Here is a 15,107-nt window from a genome sequence, read left to right as displayed (position 1 = left end):
ACCACATCTCAAGCGCCACCGCCGCCCTCACCGCGCGCTGCCATCGCACGTGGATCGAGGGCCGGACCGCGGCCAGACGGGAGAAGCGTTCCCCTGCGCCCCAAACATTTCAAGCAGCAGGAATGCACGGCTCTGCGAAGTGCGTCAGACTGCGGTATCTCGCCGCAATCGGGTGTTCTCCGCCCGCAGCCGCGCAAACTCTTCCGCTTCGGCCTCTTCAGTGGTTCACGATGGGCGTGAACACCCAAATCCACTGCACCGCGATACTATTCAAAAACAACCCAACCGCCCCTCACACGACCAAGCTGCCCGCGACGCTGTTCTCGCCGCCACGACGCAGGCACTCGACGCAAGCGATTGTCGAGGACCAATGGCGCGTCGAGAGCCCCGGCACACGACAAACACCGTCGGCCAGACCCTGTTCACCGATATCCCAGCCACTCGGCCCTCCTCGAAACAGTTCTGCGCGAAGCCATCGTCTATCCGGGACTCGACACGACTCAGGGCGGGAACGTCGCTGATCGTGAACGCCCGCGCATCCAGATCCTCCAGGGCAGAGACCATCACCGGACTCGGCTCGCTCAGCCACTCGCCGTCACACGTGCACCTGTCAACCTGATCGGGCTTGGCCGGATTCCGAACCGCCACATCCAGCATCTCGCCCGGCGCCACATCCACACTCGTCACCTGCACGTCGGCAACCCCGTACCGGACAGCGAGCGCCGCCAACCCGTCACGGACCCATAGAGCGAACCGACCGCCACGGTGAACGGTTCTCAGCCATCCGCCGAGTCGGGCACAGACTGCCCGGTGTGGCGATTGTGAACCAGTCGTCCCCGTCCCTCGTTATAACCAATGAGGGGTCCGCATCGACCCCACCCCCAGACAAGGGAGCGACCTGACATGCCGTCCGACGACCGTAACCAGCAGCAGAGCCTGCGGAGCGCCCAGCCAACACTTCCGCGCCGTACAGTTCTCGTCGGTATCGGGGCTGCGGCAGCCGCCTTGGCCGCCGGCAGCGCGCTGTTCCGCAGAACCCGCGCCTCGGCTGCGCCCGGCGCCAGCGCCAGGCCAGCCACGAATCCCGCGAGTGCAGCCGTGCCGACCGGCGAGGTTCCCGTCGGTGGCGGCGCGGTGCTCGGCGATGTTGTCGTCACACAGCCCACCGGTGGTGACTTCCGCGGGTTCTCGTCGACATGCACACACGCGGGATGCACCGTCTCCGACGTCTCCGGCGGCACCATCAATTGCCCGTGCCATGGCAGCAAGTTCAATCTCGACGGGACTGTGCGCACCGGTCCGGCGTCCGCTCCGCTCGCACCACGAAACGTCTCCGTTCAGGGTGACTCGGTCGTGGTCGGCTGAGGTATGTGACAGCGCCGTCGGTGGCCACGCTGATGCGGGCGACTGACTCGTCGTGCGACAGAAACGACGAGCGCGTACCTGTCATTGCTGTCGCCACGGAGGAGCTGTCATGAGCGGCGATCAGTATCTCGGCGCGGAGCTACGCGCCACCTCTACCCAAGTTTCCAATTCGACGCGGCGACCGCGAAGGTCCGACCGCTCGTCGCGGAAATCAACCACCTCCACGATGCGAAGCACGACCCGTGGGGTGTCAGCTCCTGGTGGCTCACCGGGGGGCCGTCGCCTGCCGACCTCGCCACTGTGGAGGGGACGACGAGGGGGCCCGGGCAGGGTCACCGGGATCGGTTCACCGGTGAGGAAGTGCCAAAATTCCGACCGACCCTCCCCCTTGCCCTGATCGAGCAGGGTCGATTCCATGTCGGGGGCCTGCACGAATCCGACGTCGGTGAAGAATTCCGGCGCCCAGCGAGCCGCGACGGAGGCCTCGTCGGTCAGTCCCATCAGGTGCATTCCGGCGGGGTTGAGAGAGCAGGCGACCGGTGTCGTAGTCGGCGATTGCGACCGGGTTCTGGGCGTACTCGATCACCGACAGCAGCATGCGGGCTTCCGTTGCATCCGGTTTCCTCCCGGTCATCCTTCCCCTGCGTCGATGAAGGGCGCCGCCATGGTGTCGACCAGCTCAGGTCGAGCCTTCGCAGTGCTTGTAATGATTCGAGTGAACACCGAAGAGGTTCGACCAGTCGACCACCCCCAGAGCCGTGCAGCGTGCGGCGTGCGTATGCCGGTGTTCCGACGAGGTCACCGAGCATTGCTTGATGGTGATCTTGGCCAAAGGACTCTTCATCGGAGCACACGTTGGGGCACCACCTGAAGCCGATCCGTCGTTCTCGGCGCAGCGCCCGGCTACGGGACCAGGCAGATGAAACTCGCGAGCGTGACGACCATTGCACTATCCCCCACACCCACCGTGGGTGACATCCGGATGATGCCGGGCCTGCTCGTTGAGGTCGAAGACCCTCTCGGCCTGGGCCAGGTCCGCATGAACCAGGGCGCCGGTAGCCACGTCGATGACCTCACCCGCGTGGTGACACATCAACGCCAACCGGTCGGTCAAGGTATCGAGCCGTTCGTGAAACGCTGTCCGTATACGACTCGTCAACGGGCACGTGCTTGACGATCTGCTCCCACTCGACGGCCTCGACATCCAACGATCCTGTAGCCCTTTTCGACCTCGGGCGTTAGCAGAGCCCCGTAGACAATCGAAAAGGCGATCCGAAGTTGGTGTGTCAACCATCCAGCATGCACTCTTCGTTCAGGTTGGATCCCGTGTGCGGCGCGAGTACGTCGGAATAAGATTAAGGCGCAAGCCGGGCGATTTCGGCGCCGTCGCGCCAATTCCCGCAGCGGCGAGCGCGAGTGGGCCGTTCCGGCGACCCGGCCGAGCCCCCCGCCTCGTTCGCTGATGGGAGGCGGTAGAGGCGGTCACCGTCGAGGGCCCGCCGATGATGGCCACAGTCGAAAGGCCAGCTGATGAAGGCACTGATCTACCACGGTCCCGGCCGGAAGGCGTGGGAGGATGTCCCCGACGCCACCATTGAGAAGCCGACGGACGTGGTGGTCAAGATCGAGACCACCACCATCTGCGGCACCGACCTGCACATCCTCAACGGCGACGTGCCCGCGGTGCAGGACGGGCGCATCCTCGGCCACGAGGGCGTCGGGACGATCACCGAGGTCGGCTCGGCGGTCACCTCGTTACAGGTAGGCGACCGGGTCATTATCTCCTGCATTTCCGCGTGCGGGCACTGCGACATGTGCAAGCAGCGGGTGTTCTCGCACTGCCTGGCCGACGAGGGCGCGTCCGGCATCGGCTGGATCTTCGGGCACCTGATCAACGGCACGCAGGCCGAATACGTCCGAGTGCCCTTCGCCGAGACGTCGGTGTATCCGCTGCCTGCCGGGGTGACACCGCAGGAGGGTGCGATGCTGTCCGACATTCTGCCGACCGGTCACGAGATCGGCGTGCAGTACGGGCACGTCAAGGTCGGTGACGTCGTGGTGGTCGTCGGCGCGGGGCCGGTGAGGCTGGCCGCGATCATGACCTCGCGCCTCTACGGCCCGTCGAAGGTGATCGCCGTCGACCTCGACGCGAACCGGGTGGAACAGGCGAAGCGATTCGGCGCCACACACGGTGTGCTGTCCAGTGACGAGGACTGGAAGGACCAGGTGATGGCGTTGACCGACGGGCTCGGCGTCGACGTCGCCATCGAGGCGGTGGGGATACCGGCGACCTTCCAGATGTGTCTGGATGTCGTCCGCCCCGCCGGGCACGTCGCCAACATCGGCGTGCACGGCACCGGCGTGCAACTGCCGCTCGACACGCTGTGGATCTCGAACATCAACATCGCGATGGGCCTGGTGAACACCGACACCACCGCGACGCTGCTGAAGATGGTCGCCGAACACACCCTGCCCGCCGACCTGTTCGTGAGCCACACCTTCGACCTCGGCGACATCCAGAAGGCCTACGACGTGTTCGGCCGGGCCGCCGAAACGCAGGCGCTCAAGGTCGTGCTCAACGCCTGACACCGAGTCGGCGCCACACGCCAGATCCGCCGCAGTCCGACACTCGGAGTATCCCGATAGGACTGGGTGACTGCAGTGACGACGACCGCCGCGAAGACCACCTGGCGTTCCGCCGATGTGACCCCGTTGAGCGACGAGACGCTGGCTCAGTTGGACAGGTGGTGGCGCGCACCCCCCCGCGCGCGACGAGCGCAGAGAGCGCCGTCGCCGGGCAGGAAGGCCCAATCTTTCCCAGCGACAACGGGACACCGTACGCGTCGAAGGAGTCCGCCCACGTGTACCGGGAGTTGGGTGCGCTCCGTTCGCGCGGAACCGCCGGAACATGACAATGCGTTAGCGACATCGCCGGCATCCACACTTCAGCGGCAACCTCATCCAACCGCTCGACCACCGGCGTCTTGTTCGTGGAGCCGTAGTCCATCACCACGTTCACGTCGAGGCCGGCGCGGGGTAGGTGTGCCGTCCACACAGCTACTCCGAAGGCGAACGCCGCACGTTCGAGAAGGGAGTTTGCCACATGGCCGGGTCGACAACCGGAAACCGGCGGCCGGTCACGTGGGTGGGAACGAGTCGGATGAAAAGGTTCTTCGCCCCGGCCTGCCACGGAAAGAGCGGCAAATCCACGGTGTCCATCAACTCGTCGACTTCACGGATCCCCTCCGCACGGCCCTTGATCACCACGCTCCACGCTTCGCGCGACGGAGCCTCGTAGCCGTCGACTTCCAGCGCAACCGGCGCATCTGACAGCGCAGCGGACACCTTGGTGCCTCTTCCGGATCGAAACACGAGGGTTCCATGATCGACCGCATAATTGAGGGGAAAGATATCCGGGTGGTCGTCCACCCACACAGCGAGACGGCCAACACTCTCGGTACGAAGCAGCGCCCAACATTCGTTGACAGCGAGTTCCCTGAGACTTGGCTCATTGCTTCCCATTGTCTTTGCCTCCTGTCGTCGCATCAGGTCCGGTGCTCGTTCACGTTCCGCGCAACGATCCACCTCCACGGATCATCGTCGTTGTCTCGGCTCTACGCGACGTATCTGCCCCAATCCACTGTCGGACAAATAGCGGGTGTCGTGGCCTCGACCAGCGCGTGGTGCGTGCCCGACCGGACCGAAACCCGATTCGGCGCCCAACTCGTGCAACTCGGCGGCGCCCGACGTGTGCCTCCCAGAATCGAACGCGGCCGAGTCTGATCGGTAGCGCCGCGCTATTGCCAATGGCGCCAACGCAGTGATCACGGGCGGGCCACCCTGCAAGCTCACATTGCACACAAAGCACGACGTCCACGCGAATTTGCCCACCTCGACCGATCGCGGACTCGAGGTGGGCACCGCGTCGTCGCGGTACCAACCCCGCTCGATCAGCGATACCCCGTGCGCAGGTCGGTGTGTTGTACCGGCGTCCTTCTCCGCATGCCGACGATCCTCGGGTCCCAATCCCATCACATGCTGGTACGGCTGCCCCGCGCGAGACACCGCAATGCCCGCGCCCAGGAAATCCCCCCTTTCGAATGAACAGAATACTTTCTGGCGCAATCCAATTGGAAGATCACTCCCGCTTCGATCATTCTTCAGAGCGCGGATCGCACCCTCGAGGTACTGGCGGCTCGGCGTACGGAAGTCATCGAGAACCACCGCCCGTCCCCAGCCTCGGTGATATACCGCCTGGCCCGGACGACCTGAACCAACCGCACCCCGAGTCCGCGATCCGCGGCAGCAATGCGCCTCCATCACCGGCGCATCATGAAGCCAGTCACGCTGTCGCATGTGCCACCCTCGAAGGCGGTTAGCCCTTCCAGGACGTGAGGTAGGAGCCTGGCCGCAGGACGAATGCTGCGTGGTCGGTTTCGTCGGTCTCGTGAAAGGACGCACGATATGTGCACGTTTGCGGAACTACGACAGATAACACGCCTCAGCAGGCGCGACTCCGCTCCTCCCTGGTCGTTCGACTGGGTCGAAGATCTCCGGTCCGATGCCCTCGCCCGAATGATCACCGAGCGTGAAGAAGATCTCGAATCACTTGTTCCACAGATGAAGTCGGACGCCGCGACGGATCAACCGCCGGACCGATTCACGGGGCTGTTCGATCACGCTCTCAGACTGGCCGGGCAGCGGACGCTACTCACCGAAGAGCAGATCCGGCGCGGCATGCTCGCGGAACAACCTCATCGGCATGGTCGCCACCCCGTCCTGGATGTGCTCCACGCGGGTGATACTCGCCGATCGGATCGTCGAAGACCTGCAGTACGGGTGCGCAGCGCCACACGGAAGACGAGAGCGACTGAACTCACTTCTCTGGCTGCGACCCCCGCGCGGCCACGTCCATCTCCGTATTACTTGACCAATCCGATCCGGCCGAAGTGGACGTCGGTCAACGCATTGTGGGCGGGTTGTTCCCGTTCTGGCTCCATCGCACGGAAGCATGCCGACTCATGCCCTTGCGAACAACGAACCGAGCGCGCCAGCGAGCATGCGCATCAGTTCCTCGTCGTCGGATGCACACGTCACGCATCTGCGCCTCGCACACCTTCGCGTTCGTCGAGCCGGGGCCCAACTCGAATGCCGAGGTATTCCTTCGTGGTCGGTCGCAGTGAAGCAGTCGCCGCCGATGACCGTAATTACTTGCTGCTCCAGGGCCCCGGCAACCGATATAGGGCCTCCGCACGCGTGGAGCGACACTGAGCGCCCTGTCCCGGCCGCAGGGAGAGGCATCACTGCCCAACGTTCAGACAACGACGGTCACCAGGTGCCATAATCAGACATGGGATACGGCACGGATGAAGCAGCCGAGCAACCGATCACCGAACTGGACTCGGAGACGAGCTGGCAGTTGCTCAGCTCGGGCGCCTTGGGGCGGCTCGCCTCGAGCGTGTCCGGGCGGGTCGACATCTTTCCCGTCAACTACGTCGTCCACGAAGGCAAGGTGTACTTCCGAACTGCGGAGGGATCCAAGCTCGTCGAGCTCACCATCCACCGGGACGTCGCCTTCGAGGTGGACGAAATAGCCGAGAAATCGGGCTGGAGCGTTATCGTCCACGGCACCGCGCGGCGCCTGCAAAAGCTCAGCGAGGTCGCCGCAGCCGACGAGTTGCCTTTGCGGTCATGGCTGGCCACCCCCAAGTTCAATTACGTCGAGATCACACCCACCGAAATCACCGGTCGCCGCCTCATCTTCAGCGACGAACCGGAACGCTGAACCCCCAAGCTGCCTCTGCTCTCCTCCGGGCCGCCCCCCCCAAACAACCCTGCAGTGACGACCACGGTGCCAAGTACGCGGCCGCGAGCGCGAAGAGGGATGGGATAGGGCGCCAGGCACTTCTGTATGAGGCGCCGGAGAGTTGGATGGGATCGGACCGCGTTCCCTGTTGGAGAAGTACGTACTCGGTGAGGCAAGACGCCATGGACCACATCGCCGCCGCACCTCCCGACGCGGCCGCCTCGCCCGCCACGAAACCGACGTCGTAAGCCAGGACCGCGACCATCGCGCCGGACAACAACGCGGCAACCTCAACGCCGATCCCAACCCCATCGACAGACGTGACTGGCGGCACCCATTCGGCCACCGCCCAGACGGCACCGCACCCAGCCCCACCCCCTGCCGCCAAACTGAGGCACGGTTGCGGAAACTCCGGCACCCGGTGGTGAACAGTTTGCTCGGGTTCTCTGACGGGCCGATGTATTCGCTGTTGTACGAGTGCAAGCTCGGGCCGGTAACGTATTTTCTCGTGAACGGGCTCCCTACCACGCTCGATGCCGATTGTCGGTGTCTGGTGATGGCGCCCAGACCGTGAAAACTGCGAAGCCGCACGTTCGGCACCCTCATCAGCAGGCCGCGGTCGACAGCGTCATCGAAATGCGCGGATTGTCGAAACGCTTCGGTGGTCTCATCGCCGTCGACGCGCTCGACCTCGACGTCCATCGGGGTGAGGTCTTCGGGTATCTCGGCCCCAACGGGTCGGGGAAAAGCACGACGATCCGCATGCTGTTCGACTTCATCCGACCGTCCGCCGGAACTTACACCGTCCTCGGTGGCAGCGGCGCCGACCCGGCGATCCGCCGCCGGCTCGGCTACATCCCCGGCGAGCTCCAGTTCGACCCCAGATACACGACGGCAGACCTGATCGCGTTCTACGGCCGCCTACGCGGTGGAGTCGACACGACCTACGTCGACGAGCTTCTCGAACGCTTCGACCTCGATCCAGTGCGCCCGATCGGACAACTCTCCACGGGCAACCGCCGCAAGACCGCAATCGTGCAGGCGTTCATGCATCGTCCGGAGCTGTTGATCCTGGACGAACCCACGGCGGGTCTCGACCCATTGCTGCAACACGAGTTCCACCAGCTGATCGGCGACGTCAAACGCGACGGCGCGACGGTGTTCCTGTCCTCCCACGTCCTGCCCGAGGTGGAAGCGCTCGCCGACCGCGTCGGGATCTTGAGGAAGGGCCAGCTCGTCACGGTGGCGGCCATCGACCAGCTCCAGCGCCAAGCCCGCCAGCACGTCGACCTGTACGTTGCCCGCGAAGCAAGCGCCGAGCCGTTCGAGAGCCTTCCGGGCGTCCTCAGCGCTACATCGTCCGGTGCGTTGATCAGGCTCGTCATCGAGGGGAACGTCGACGCCGTCCTCAAGCAGGCCGCGACACTGCCGGTGCGGCGGATCGTCACCCACGAGACCGATCTCGAGGACGCCTTCCTCAGCTTGTACCGGGACGAGCCGAGCCCGTGAGGGTCCTTGGGCGTTACCTCGAGGACCGGCGCCGCTCAATGGTGTGGTGGTCGGGCGGCGTGGCTGCCTACGTGGCGGTCAACAACGCGTTCTACCCGACGATCAAGAACGTGACGGGCATCGAGAACCTCGTCAAGGACCTTCCGGATACGTTCAAGACCCTGATCGGCTCGAGCGACCAGATCCTCATCACCTCGCCCGCGGGGTACCTGCAGGGACGTTTGTTCGGCCTCATCCTGCCCATCCTGCTGTTGATCTTCGCCGTGGGAGCGGGCGCGTACGCAATCGGCGGCAGTGAGGAGGACGGCACCCTCGAACTGCTCTTGTCCAACCCGGTGACCCGCGGACGTGTCCTGATCGAGCGATTCGTCGCAGTGGTCGCTCTGTCGCTCGGCCTTGGGATCGTCACCACCGCGAGCCTCCTCGCGTTCTCCCCGCCGTTCGGCTTGCTCGAGGGCGTATCGATCCCCGGGCTCGTCGCGGCGGTGTTCGCGGCGACCGTATTCGGGCTGATGCACGGTGCGATCGCGTTTGCTGCGGGCGCCTGGACGGGCCGACGGTCGGTGGCGATCGCCACGGCCGCAACCGTGGCGGTGATGGGAAATCTCCTCAACGCCGTCGCGGCATCGAGCGAGAGCTTGCACATCTTGCGCTTCGCCTCGCCCTGGCACTGGTACGGGGGCCGCAACATGCTCTCGCAGGGAATCGCGCTCGAGCCGTTCCTCGCTCCGATTGCCGTTTTCGTGGTCTGCGCGGCGGTGGCCCTGTGGAGCTTTCGACGGCGGGACCTGCATTGACCGCCCGCACGTGGGGTGACGTCGAACCGGTGTACCGGATTCATTTCGTACCGGCGAGCAGCGTGGCAGTTTCAGCAGTTCCCTGCACGGACTCCAGAGGAGCAGTCGTTGGTGCAGACTTCATCCGAATGGGAGGCGGCAATAGTCATGTGCACAACGCGATCATCTACTTGCCGAAGTCCATTCGCGATATCTGGGCGCAGCCGTGCAGTGGCGAGGACGGCGGTGGCGGCAGCGAGGACGCTGGCCGTGGTCTGGCGGCGGATTCCCTCCAGCCACGAATCCAGCCACCCCTCCGGTGGTGGTTACCATGAGCGTCGTCGATGCTCCCGTCCTACCCTGAATTGAGGCCGCCGGGAAATGGTCGGCGGTGCCGTCGTCGACCGCTGAAGGAGTCCCGTGTCCGGTGACACAGATCCGGAACTCACTCCCGCCCCGCGTGGTCGGATCACCCACATGCTCAGCGCCCGCCCGTTGCTGCTCCTCGCGTTCGCGTTCGCGGTCATGGCGGACCCCGTCTCCTCCGTGGCCTACGCCATCGAGGCTGCCCTGCGAGCCCTGGGCGGTGATCTCGCTCTGCTGATCCCGACCATGGGAGCAGTCGTTGCCATCATCGCGGTGGTGAGCGTGAACTACCAGCAGCTGATTGCCCGTTACCCGCAGGGAGGCGGCGCGGCGGCGGCCATCGGCGAGGCCTTCGGCGAAGGCTGGGCGTTCGTCCCTATCGCAGCCCTCGTCGTCGATTTCGTCCTGACGATTGCCATCAGTGTGTCGGCCGGGGCCTCCGCGATGATTGCATACTTCCCGTCGCTCAGAGCCGAGCGGCTGATCCTGGCCCTGGCTTTGATCCTGGTCGTCGCAGCAATGACCTGGTTCGGACACCTGGGCCGGCTGGTATTCGCGGTGATGACCATCGCCTTCATCGCCGTGACGATCACCGTGTTGCTGTACGGGTGGGGTGCGCCGCCGCAGCCGGTGGGCACAATCGCTGCCACCCCGAGCAACCAGCCCCTCCTCGCAATGGCATTGGCGTTCCCCGTAGCGATGGCCCTGGCAACCGGCGTGGAGGCACCCTCGTCCGCAATCGCGCAACTCGGCCAACTCGATGACGCCGGCCGCCGCAGGTTCGGGAAGATCACATTGTGGATGATGCTCGGCATCGTCGGAACCATCACGATGGGACTGACTCTCGAGGCGCACCATCTACAGATCGGGATCCCCACAACCGACACCACCCAGATCGCAGAACTCGCCCGGATAGCCGCACCTGCCCCGGTATTCGCAGCGTTTCAGCTCGTGACGGCGTTACTGCTGCTCTCGGCGGCCAGCTCCTCCTTCCAGGCGGGCCCGGGACTACTCAAAGCCCTTGCCCGCCATACCGACCCCGAGGGCCGCAGCACCGGCATCCTGCCACCACTGCTCGGGCGAACCAACCTCCGATACACCCCGTACACCGGAGTCGCACTGTTCACCGTCGTCGCCGCGGCCGTCACCGCCGCCGCTCGCGGCGAAGATCAAACGCTGGTCCTCTTCTACGCCGTGTCGGTATTCTTGAGCTTCCTCGCCGGCCTGGTGGCCATGGCCGTGTTTTCCCACCGTGAGCGCAGACCCGGCCGTCTGCTCCTCAATGTCGCCGGCGCCGTCGTGGTCGGCTTCACGTTGCTGATCAATCTCGCTCGCGGGGAACCGGTGTTCAGTCTCCTCGCCGCCGTACTCATCGCCGGCGTGCTTCACCGTCTGTGGGTCCGCGCCGGCCGTCCCCGTGGCATCCACGCCGCCCTCACCCTCACCCCACCCCCAGCTTCATAGGACGCGGGCCACCGACGCACCACCCCCACTCGTCGCCGAACTACTCGGCTACAGCCACTCCGCCACCCACGTGACAGGCCACCGCAAGGGCAACTCCCTACGCCCGATACGCCACCACAGTGCACGCCGACCAATAGTGCCGAATCGAATATGCAGGGTTACCAGCAGTCCGTCGGTACGAGGTCAACCAGGGCCGATAGTCATGGCCCTCGACATAGCTCCCGCCGGGAAGATCATCGAGCAGATCCAGCCCAAACCTCACCGTCCACGGAGAAGGACTACCGACGGCGCCAACAATGACTCTGACTACAGTCCGGACGGGGCAGCCCACTCAGTCCGCAGAGAACAGACCCATCCCGATGACGAGCCACGACCTGGGGAATTGGTGATCGTCGCCCGCACCGAAAGCGGTGTCGCGCAGATCGCCCGCCACCGACTGTCCGCCCTGGGGAACCCAAGAATCGTCGCCGCACACTACCCGCATCACCGGAAGCGACGGATCGGTACTGCGCCTGCCCAAACCCCGCCCGCACTTCCTCGCCCTCGGTGAGGGCGCACACCGCTGGCTGACCGACGCCGCCGCCGGAGGAGTCCCAGAATCCGCCGCAAGATGGCCAGGGCAGTCGAATTCGCCCACGTTCCCAGGCGCCGGACCGGTCGATCAGGCATTGGCCGTGGCCGCGGCGGGCCGGTTCGGCGACGGGGATCTCGCCTCGATCCTCGACCACCTGGCCGCCGCCGCACAGCCCGGACCTGTGGTGGTGGTCGACGAACCCACTCCTCTCGAGCCCGGCACCGCCGGATGGGGCCGGATGGGCGCATGAACAGCAATTCGGCGCCCCCCCGACGAGCTGGCCAAGATCTGCACCCGTATGCGGCTGCCGTAACTGCGCAAGGCCGCCTTCGACATCGCTCGCGACCGCCAGGGCCCAACGCTGGGACCCGGCCGAGGTGGTGCGGGTGCTGCTGCAGGAGGAAGTCGTCGGCCGGGACGCCGCCACCTTCGCGGATGCGCCGCAAGAACGCGAATCTCAACCGGCAAGACGTTCTCGTCGTGGCGCCCGGAGGAGTCCTCGATTCCCGAGGCCATCCAGAACGCGCTCACCACGCTCGAATGGGTGCATCGCCGGGAGAATCTGGCCGTGTCCGGAGCGTCCGGGACGGGTAAGAGTCATTTCGTCGAAGCGCTCGCGCACGCGGCGATCGAGGCCGACCTGCGGGTGGTGGTTCACCCTGGAAACCCTCACCCAGACAGTGAACAATGCGAAGGCCGACGGGTCGGTTGCCCGGACGGTGGCGAAGGTCTGCTCCTGCGATCTCGTGGTGGTCGATGACATCGGCGTTCTGCCCGCCGGCCAGGACGCCGCCGAGGCGTTCTATCGCATCGTGAGGACAATCGCCTCTATAGCCACCCGTGCGGGGTCTGCGATCATGGCCGCGAGGTACCGAGACGGGAGTGCGCACTCGGCCTCGATCCAAGGAGACCGCAGGTGTCAGACTTCGACGAGCGCGAGTGCGGGTCGCGAAAGCCACAGTGGAACAATCGCTGCAACGAGTGATGGATCGGTTACAGCGCGAATGCAAGGGCATGTCGGTCGAGGAGACGAAACGTCGTGTGGCCCAGGCGTGGGAGGATGCCACGGATGCGGCGATCACCGATCCCGAGTTGACGATGTACGCCACGGAGCTGGCCGCCGGCTCCCGGGTCATCATCAGGCTCGAATAGCGGGCGCAGCCTGCGGTGTCACCCGGACCGGGGGTCCCGGGGTCACCGGCCGTAGGCCACCAGGGTGGTCCACATCGTCTGCACCGGAGTCTCATGCTTGTCGAGCATGATCGTCTTCGTCACCAGGATGTCGCTGCCGGCGGCCTGGCGGAAGGAGTCCAGGACGACGTCGCAGATCAGGCGGTCGCCGACTGCGATGGGCCGGTGGAATTGCAGGCGTTGATCGGTGTGCAGGACCTCGCTGGGGTCGTAGCCGGTGACGATCTCGTCGAACAGGTGCTGCTGGGCAATCATCGCGACGACAGACCCGAAGGTGAGCGGGGCGATCAGCCCGTCGTAGCCGAGGCCCCGGGCGGCATCCTCGCTGCGGTGCGCGGGGTGCGGGTCCTGCAGGGATTTGGCGAATTCTCGGATCTTCTCGCGGCCGACCCCGTAGAAGTCGGTGACCCGGTAATGGTGACCGACCAGACCCGCCGTCCGCTGCGCCCGAACAGTCCTGGCGGCGCGGGTCGTGGTCACGAAGGAAAATCTACCCGACCCGACGCCGCACCGCTCGGCACCGGGGACCGGTCCCCGGCACGGCGCGCGTGTTCGACGGGGCGGGGCGACAACGGATGTCGTGCTCGGCGCACACTCGTCGAACAGCAGGTAATGGCGCCCGGCCAGGCCGATCCACCCGGCGCCTCGCCCCTGGACCCGTCGATCCAGCACCGGCTGTCGGTTCTCGAGCGATCTGGCAGGTGTCCGCTGACAAGGTGCAGGCGATGCCGCGGCGGATATCGACCAACTCCGCGACCGGCTCGAAGCCGCGCTCGACGATCGGGCCGATGCCAATGCTGCCGCCCAAGCCGCGGAATCGGCGGCTGCGCTGGCCGAAGCCCGACGTGAGCACGCCGCAGTCCTCAACCGGTGGCAGCAGCAGATAGATACCGCGGAGGCAATCGTCGAGTCGCTCCATGCCCGCAACACCGAGTTCGGCAGCGAGATCGACAGGTCACTGCATCCGAACGCGCACTGGCAGCGTCGATGGCCACCATTGCCCGTCTTGAAGCCGATCTCATCGAGGCCCGGACCTCAGTTCAGTCCGAACGCACCCGTGCGGACGCAGCCCGCGACGAACTCGCCACTACCGAGACGGATCTCGCTATCGCCCAAACGCAGGCAAAGGCGGCCCGGGAACCAGCCGACGAACTGCGCGCCGACCTCGCCGAGGTACGCAGCGCCAGCTCGACCGTCGCAGACGACGGGCGGAAGTGAGCGTTGACGGGCCGCCCTAGGAGGTTGTTTCCGCAGAGCTACGCCAACCCGTTTTCGCTACCGATCACCTTCTGCGTGGTTGCGGTCGGCGGCGACTGCTTACGAATCGTCGAGCGGGTGGGCGTGATCCGCCGCAGATGTGCCCGGCCCCTGGACGGCTGTGGTTGATTTTCGTCATTGCCCTTGGTCGCGTTGTGCGGTTTCTCCTCGTACGTCCGTTGGAGGCTTGTGCGCCTTGACCGTTCCCTACCTGCGTGCGGCTGTGTCCGGTCGTGCTTCCGGCGCGGGCTCGTCCGGGGACTCCCCCGCCGAGTCGATGGGCGTCGTGATCCGTGGTTTGCGCCGTCTGCGCGGCTTCGGCTGTTGTTCTTCTTGGACCGAGTGAGACGGAGTTGTTCCCGTGCTCGAGCGTCCCCGGGTCGCCCGCCGCCTCGGTGGGCGGGTTCGACGCTCGTCGGGGCGTCGAATTGTCCGTCCTCGTCTTTTCCGTGGTCCAGTTCCTCGTCGACGGTGGAGTCCTGGCGGTCGCCGGATAGCCTGATCGCGGTGAACGCAATCCTCATCACAAGATTCTCGCTTGCGACACGAATATCTGCAGCGAGATCAACCCCCGGTCCAGCCCCAGCCACTGCCCCAGAGAGGGCGGCGATTGTTGGCTTCGGAATATTCGCAATGGGCAACACTGTGCTCTTTTGATCGATAATTTGCTGCGCGAGGTCAGCAGCGTCTGGCGTGTCCCGCAGTCCTCCTTCACCTTGCTGACCCTCGCGCGCACGCCGAGAGCGGTCTCGACGCCAAATCGACCCTCCCATCGGAAGGTTGATACCTCACATTCAAA

At 65.4% G+C, this 15,107-nt stretch carries 15 protein-coding genes; 10 read left to right on the top strand and 5 right to left on the bottom strand.

Annotation, left to right across the window (positions count from 1 at the left end):
* The first annotated feature begins 903 nt into the window (after positions 1-903).
* Positions 904-1,365: a ubiquinol-cytochrome c reductase iron-sulfur subunit gene (locus CJ177_RS08315; protein ID WP_061696881.1), complete on the top strand. Its 462-nt coding sequence runs from the start codon at positions 904-906 to the stop codon at positions 1,363-1,365.
* A gap of 120 nt (positions 1,366-1,485) precedes the next feature.
* Here the strand turns inward: CJ177_RS08315 and CJ177_RS48145 are convergent, their stop codons facing one another.
* Together CJ177_RS48145 and CJ177_RS08305 are read right to left on the bottom strand one after the other, a co-directional pair.
* Positions 1,486-1,866, bottom strand: coding sequence for a hypothetical protein (locus CJ177_RS48145; protein ID WP_231913782.1), 381 nt, complete (start codon positions 1,864-1,866; stop codon positions 1,486-1,488).
* 448 nt (positions 1,867-2,314) lie between these two features.
* Positions 2,315-2,479 (bottom strand): hypothetical protein, encoded by a 165-nt coding sequence (locus tag CJ177_RS08305; RefSeq protein WP_373560039.1) that lies wholly within the window; start codon positions 2,477-2,479, stop codon positions 2,315-2,317.
* A 416-nt stretch (positions 2,480-2,895) separates the two neighbouring features.
* Between CJ177_RS08305 and CJ177_RS08300 the strand changes: the two genes are divergently transcribed.
* Positions 2,896-3,951 (top strand): alcohol dehydrogenase catalytic domain-containing protein, encoded by a 1,056-nt coding sequence (locus CJ177_RS08300; protein ID WP_095867554.1) that lies wholly within the window; start codon positions 2,896-2,898, stop codon positions 3,949-3,951.
* 471 nt (positions 3,952-4,422) lie between these two features.
* Here the strand turns inward: CJ177_RS08300 and CJ177_RS08295 are convergent, their stop codons facing one another.
* Positions 4,423-4,887, bottom strand: a complete 465-nt coding sequence (locus CJ177_RS08295) for a pyridoxamine 5'-phosphate oxidase family protein (protein WP_061043996.1) — start codon at positions 4,885-4,887, stop codon at positions 4,423-4,425.
* A 1,828-nt stretch (positions 4,888-6,715) separates the two neighbouring features.
* On the opposite strand from CJ177_RS08295, the gene CJ177_RS08290 reads away from it, so the two are divergent.
* The 7 genes from CJ177_RS08290 to CJ177_RS48135 all read left to right on the top strand — a co-directional run bounded on the left by CJ177_RS08290 (position 6,716) and on the right by CJ177_RS48135 (position 13,012).
* Positions 6,716-7,150 carry a pyridoxamine 5'-phosphate oxidase family protein gene (locus tag CJ177_RS08290; RefSeq protein ID WP_061043997.1) on the top strand — a complete coding sequence of 145 codons (435 nt, stop codon included), beginning with the start codon at positions 6,716-6,718 and terminating at the stop codon, positions 7,148-7,150.
* Between the two features lie 591 nt (positions 7,151-7,741).
* The gene (locus CJ177_RS08280; RefSeq protein ID WP_231913777.1) at positions 7,742-8,680 is read left to right on the top strand and encodes an ABC transporter ATP-binding protein; all 939 of its coding nucleotides are present in this window, start codon (positions 7,742-7,744) and stop codon (positions 8,678-8,680) included.
* Complete coding sequence (locus tag CJ177_RS08275) at positions 8,677-9,477, top strand: ABC transporter permease (RefSeq protein ID WP_257014433.1); 801 nt, start codon at positions 8,677-8,679, stop codon at positions 9,475-9,477. Before CJ177_RS08280 ends, CJ177_RS08275 begins: the two co-directional genes overlap by 4 nt.
* Before the next feature lie 399 nt (positions 9,478-9,876).
* Entirely contained in the window at positions 9,877-11,286 is a 1,410-nt protein-coding gene (locus tag CJ177_RS08270; RefSeq protein WP_095867552.1) for an amino acid permease, read from the top strand.
* Between the two features lie 410 nt (positions 11,287-11,696).
* Positions 11,697-12,110, top strand: coding sequence for a hypothetical protein (locus CJ177_RS08265; protein ID WP_095867551.1), 414 nt, complete (start codon positions 11,697-11,699; stop codon positions 12,108-12,110).
* A gap of 63 nt (positions 12,111-12,173) precedes the next feature.
* Positions 12,174-12,620 (top strand): ATP-binding protein, encoded by a 447-nt coding sequence (locus tag CJ177_RS49165; protein ID WP_306453386.1) that lies wholly within the window; start codon positions 12,174-12,176, stop codon positions 12,618-12,620.
* Between the two features lie 224 nt (positions 12,621-12,844).
* Entirely contained in the window at positions 12,845-13,012 is a 168-nt protein-coding gene (locus CJ177_RS48135; protein WP_179443164.1) for a hypothetical protein, read from the top strand.
* Positions 13,013-13,054: 42 nt separating this feature from the next.
* Here CJ177_RS48135 and hadA read toward each other — a convergent pair whose 3' ends face one another.
* Positions 13,055-13,531 carry a (3R)-hydroxyacyl-ACP dehydratase subunit HadA gene (hadA, locus tag CJ177_RS08255; RefSeq protein ID WP_061696886.1) on the bottom strand — a complete coding sequence of 159 codons (477 nt, stop codon included), beginning with the start codon at positions 13,529-13,531 and terminating at the stop codon, positions 13,055-13,057.
* Between the two features lie 507 nt (positions 13,532-14,038).
* Between hadA and CJ177_RS08250 the strand changes: the two genes are divergently transcribed.
* A complete protein-coding gene (locus CJ177_RS08250; protein WP_061696887.1) occupies positions 14,039-14,269 on the top strand; it encodes a hypothetical protein in 231 nt (76 codons plus the stop codon).
* Between the two features lie 38 nt (positions 14,270-14,307).
* Here the strand turns inward: CJ177_RS08250 and CJ177_RS49320 are convergent, their stop codons facing one another.
* Positions 14,308-15,081 (bottom strand): enoyl-CoA hydratase-related protein, encoded by a 774-nt coding sequence (locus CJ177_RS49320; protein ID WP_156517408.1) that lies wholly within the window; start codon positions 15,079-15,081, stop codon positions 14,308-14,310.
* Positions 15,082-15,107 lie beyond the last annotated feature (26 nt).

Source organism: Rhodococcus sp. ACPA1 (assembly GCF_002300195.1).
GTDB lineage: Bacteria > Actinomycetota > Actinomycetes > Mycobacteriales > Mycobacteriaceae > Rhodococcus_F > Rhodococcus_F opacus.
The sequence above is the reverse complement of the archived record's forward strand: the minus strand, read 5'-3'. Positions and strand labels throughout refer to the sequence as shown.

What these genes read in the sequence shown, in the direction of transcription:
- CJ177_RS08315 (WP_061696881.1), top strand. Translation starts at nt 904, where the DNA reads ATGCCGTCCGACGACCGTAACCAGCAGCAGAGCCTGCGGAGCGCCCAG.
- CJ177_RS48145 (WP_231913782.1), bottom strand. Translation starts at nt 1,866, where the DNA reads ATGGGACTGACCGACGAGGCCTCCGTCGCGGCTCGCTGGGCGCCGGAA.
- CJ177_RS08300 (WP_095867554.1), top strand. Translation starts at nt 2,896, where the DNA reads ATGAAGGCACTGATCTACCACGGTCCCGGCCGGAAGGCGTGGGAGGAT.
- CJ177_RS08295 (WP_061043996.1), bottom strand. Translation starts at nt 4,887, where the DNA reads ATGGGAAGCAATGAGCCAAGTCTCAGGGAACTCGCTGTCAACGAATGT.
- CJ177_RS08290 (WP_061043997.1), top strand. Translation starts at nt 6,716, where the DNA reads ATGGGATACGGCACGGATGAAGCAGCCGAGCAACCGATCACCGAACTG.
- CJ177_RS48135 (WP_179443164.1), top strand. Translation starts at nt 12,845, where the DNA reads ATGGATCGGTTACAGCGCGAATGCAAGGGCATGTCGGTCGAGGAGACG.
- CJ177_RS08250 (WP_061696887.1), top strand. Translation starts at nt 14,039, where the DNA reads ATGGCCACCATTGCCCGTCTTGAAGCCGATCTCATCGAGGCCCGGACC.
- CJ177_RS49320 (WP_156517408.1), bottom strand. Translation starts at nt 15,081, where the DNA reads ATGGGAGGGTCGATTTGGCGTCGAGACCGCTCTCGGCGTGCGCGCGAG.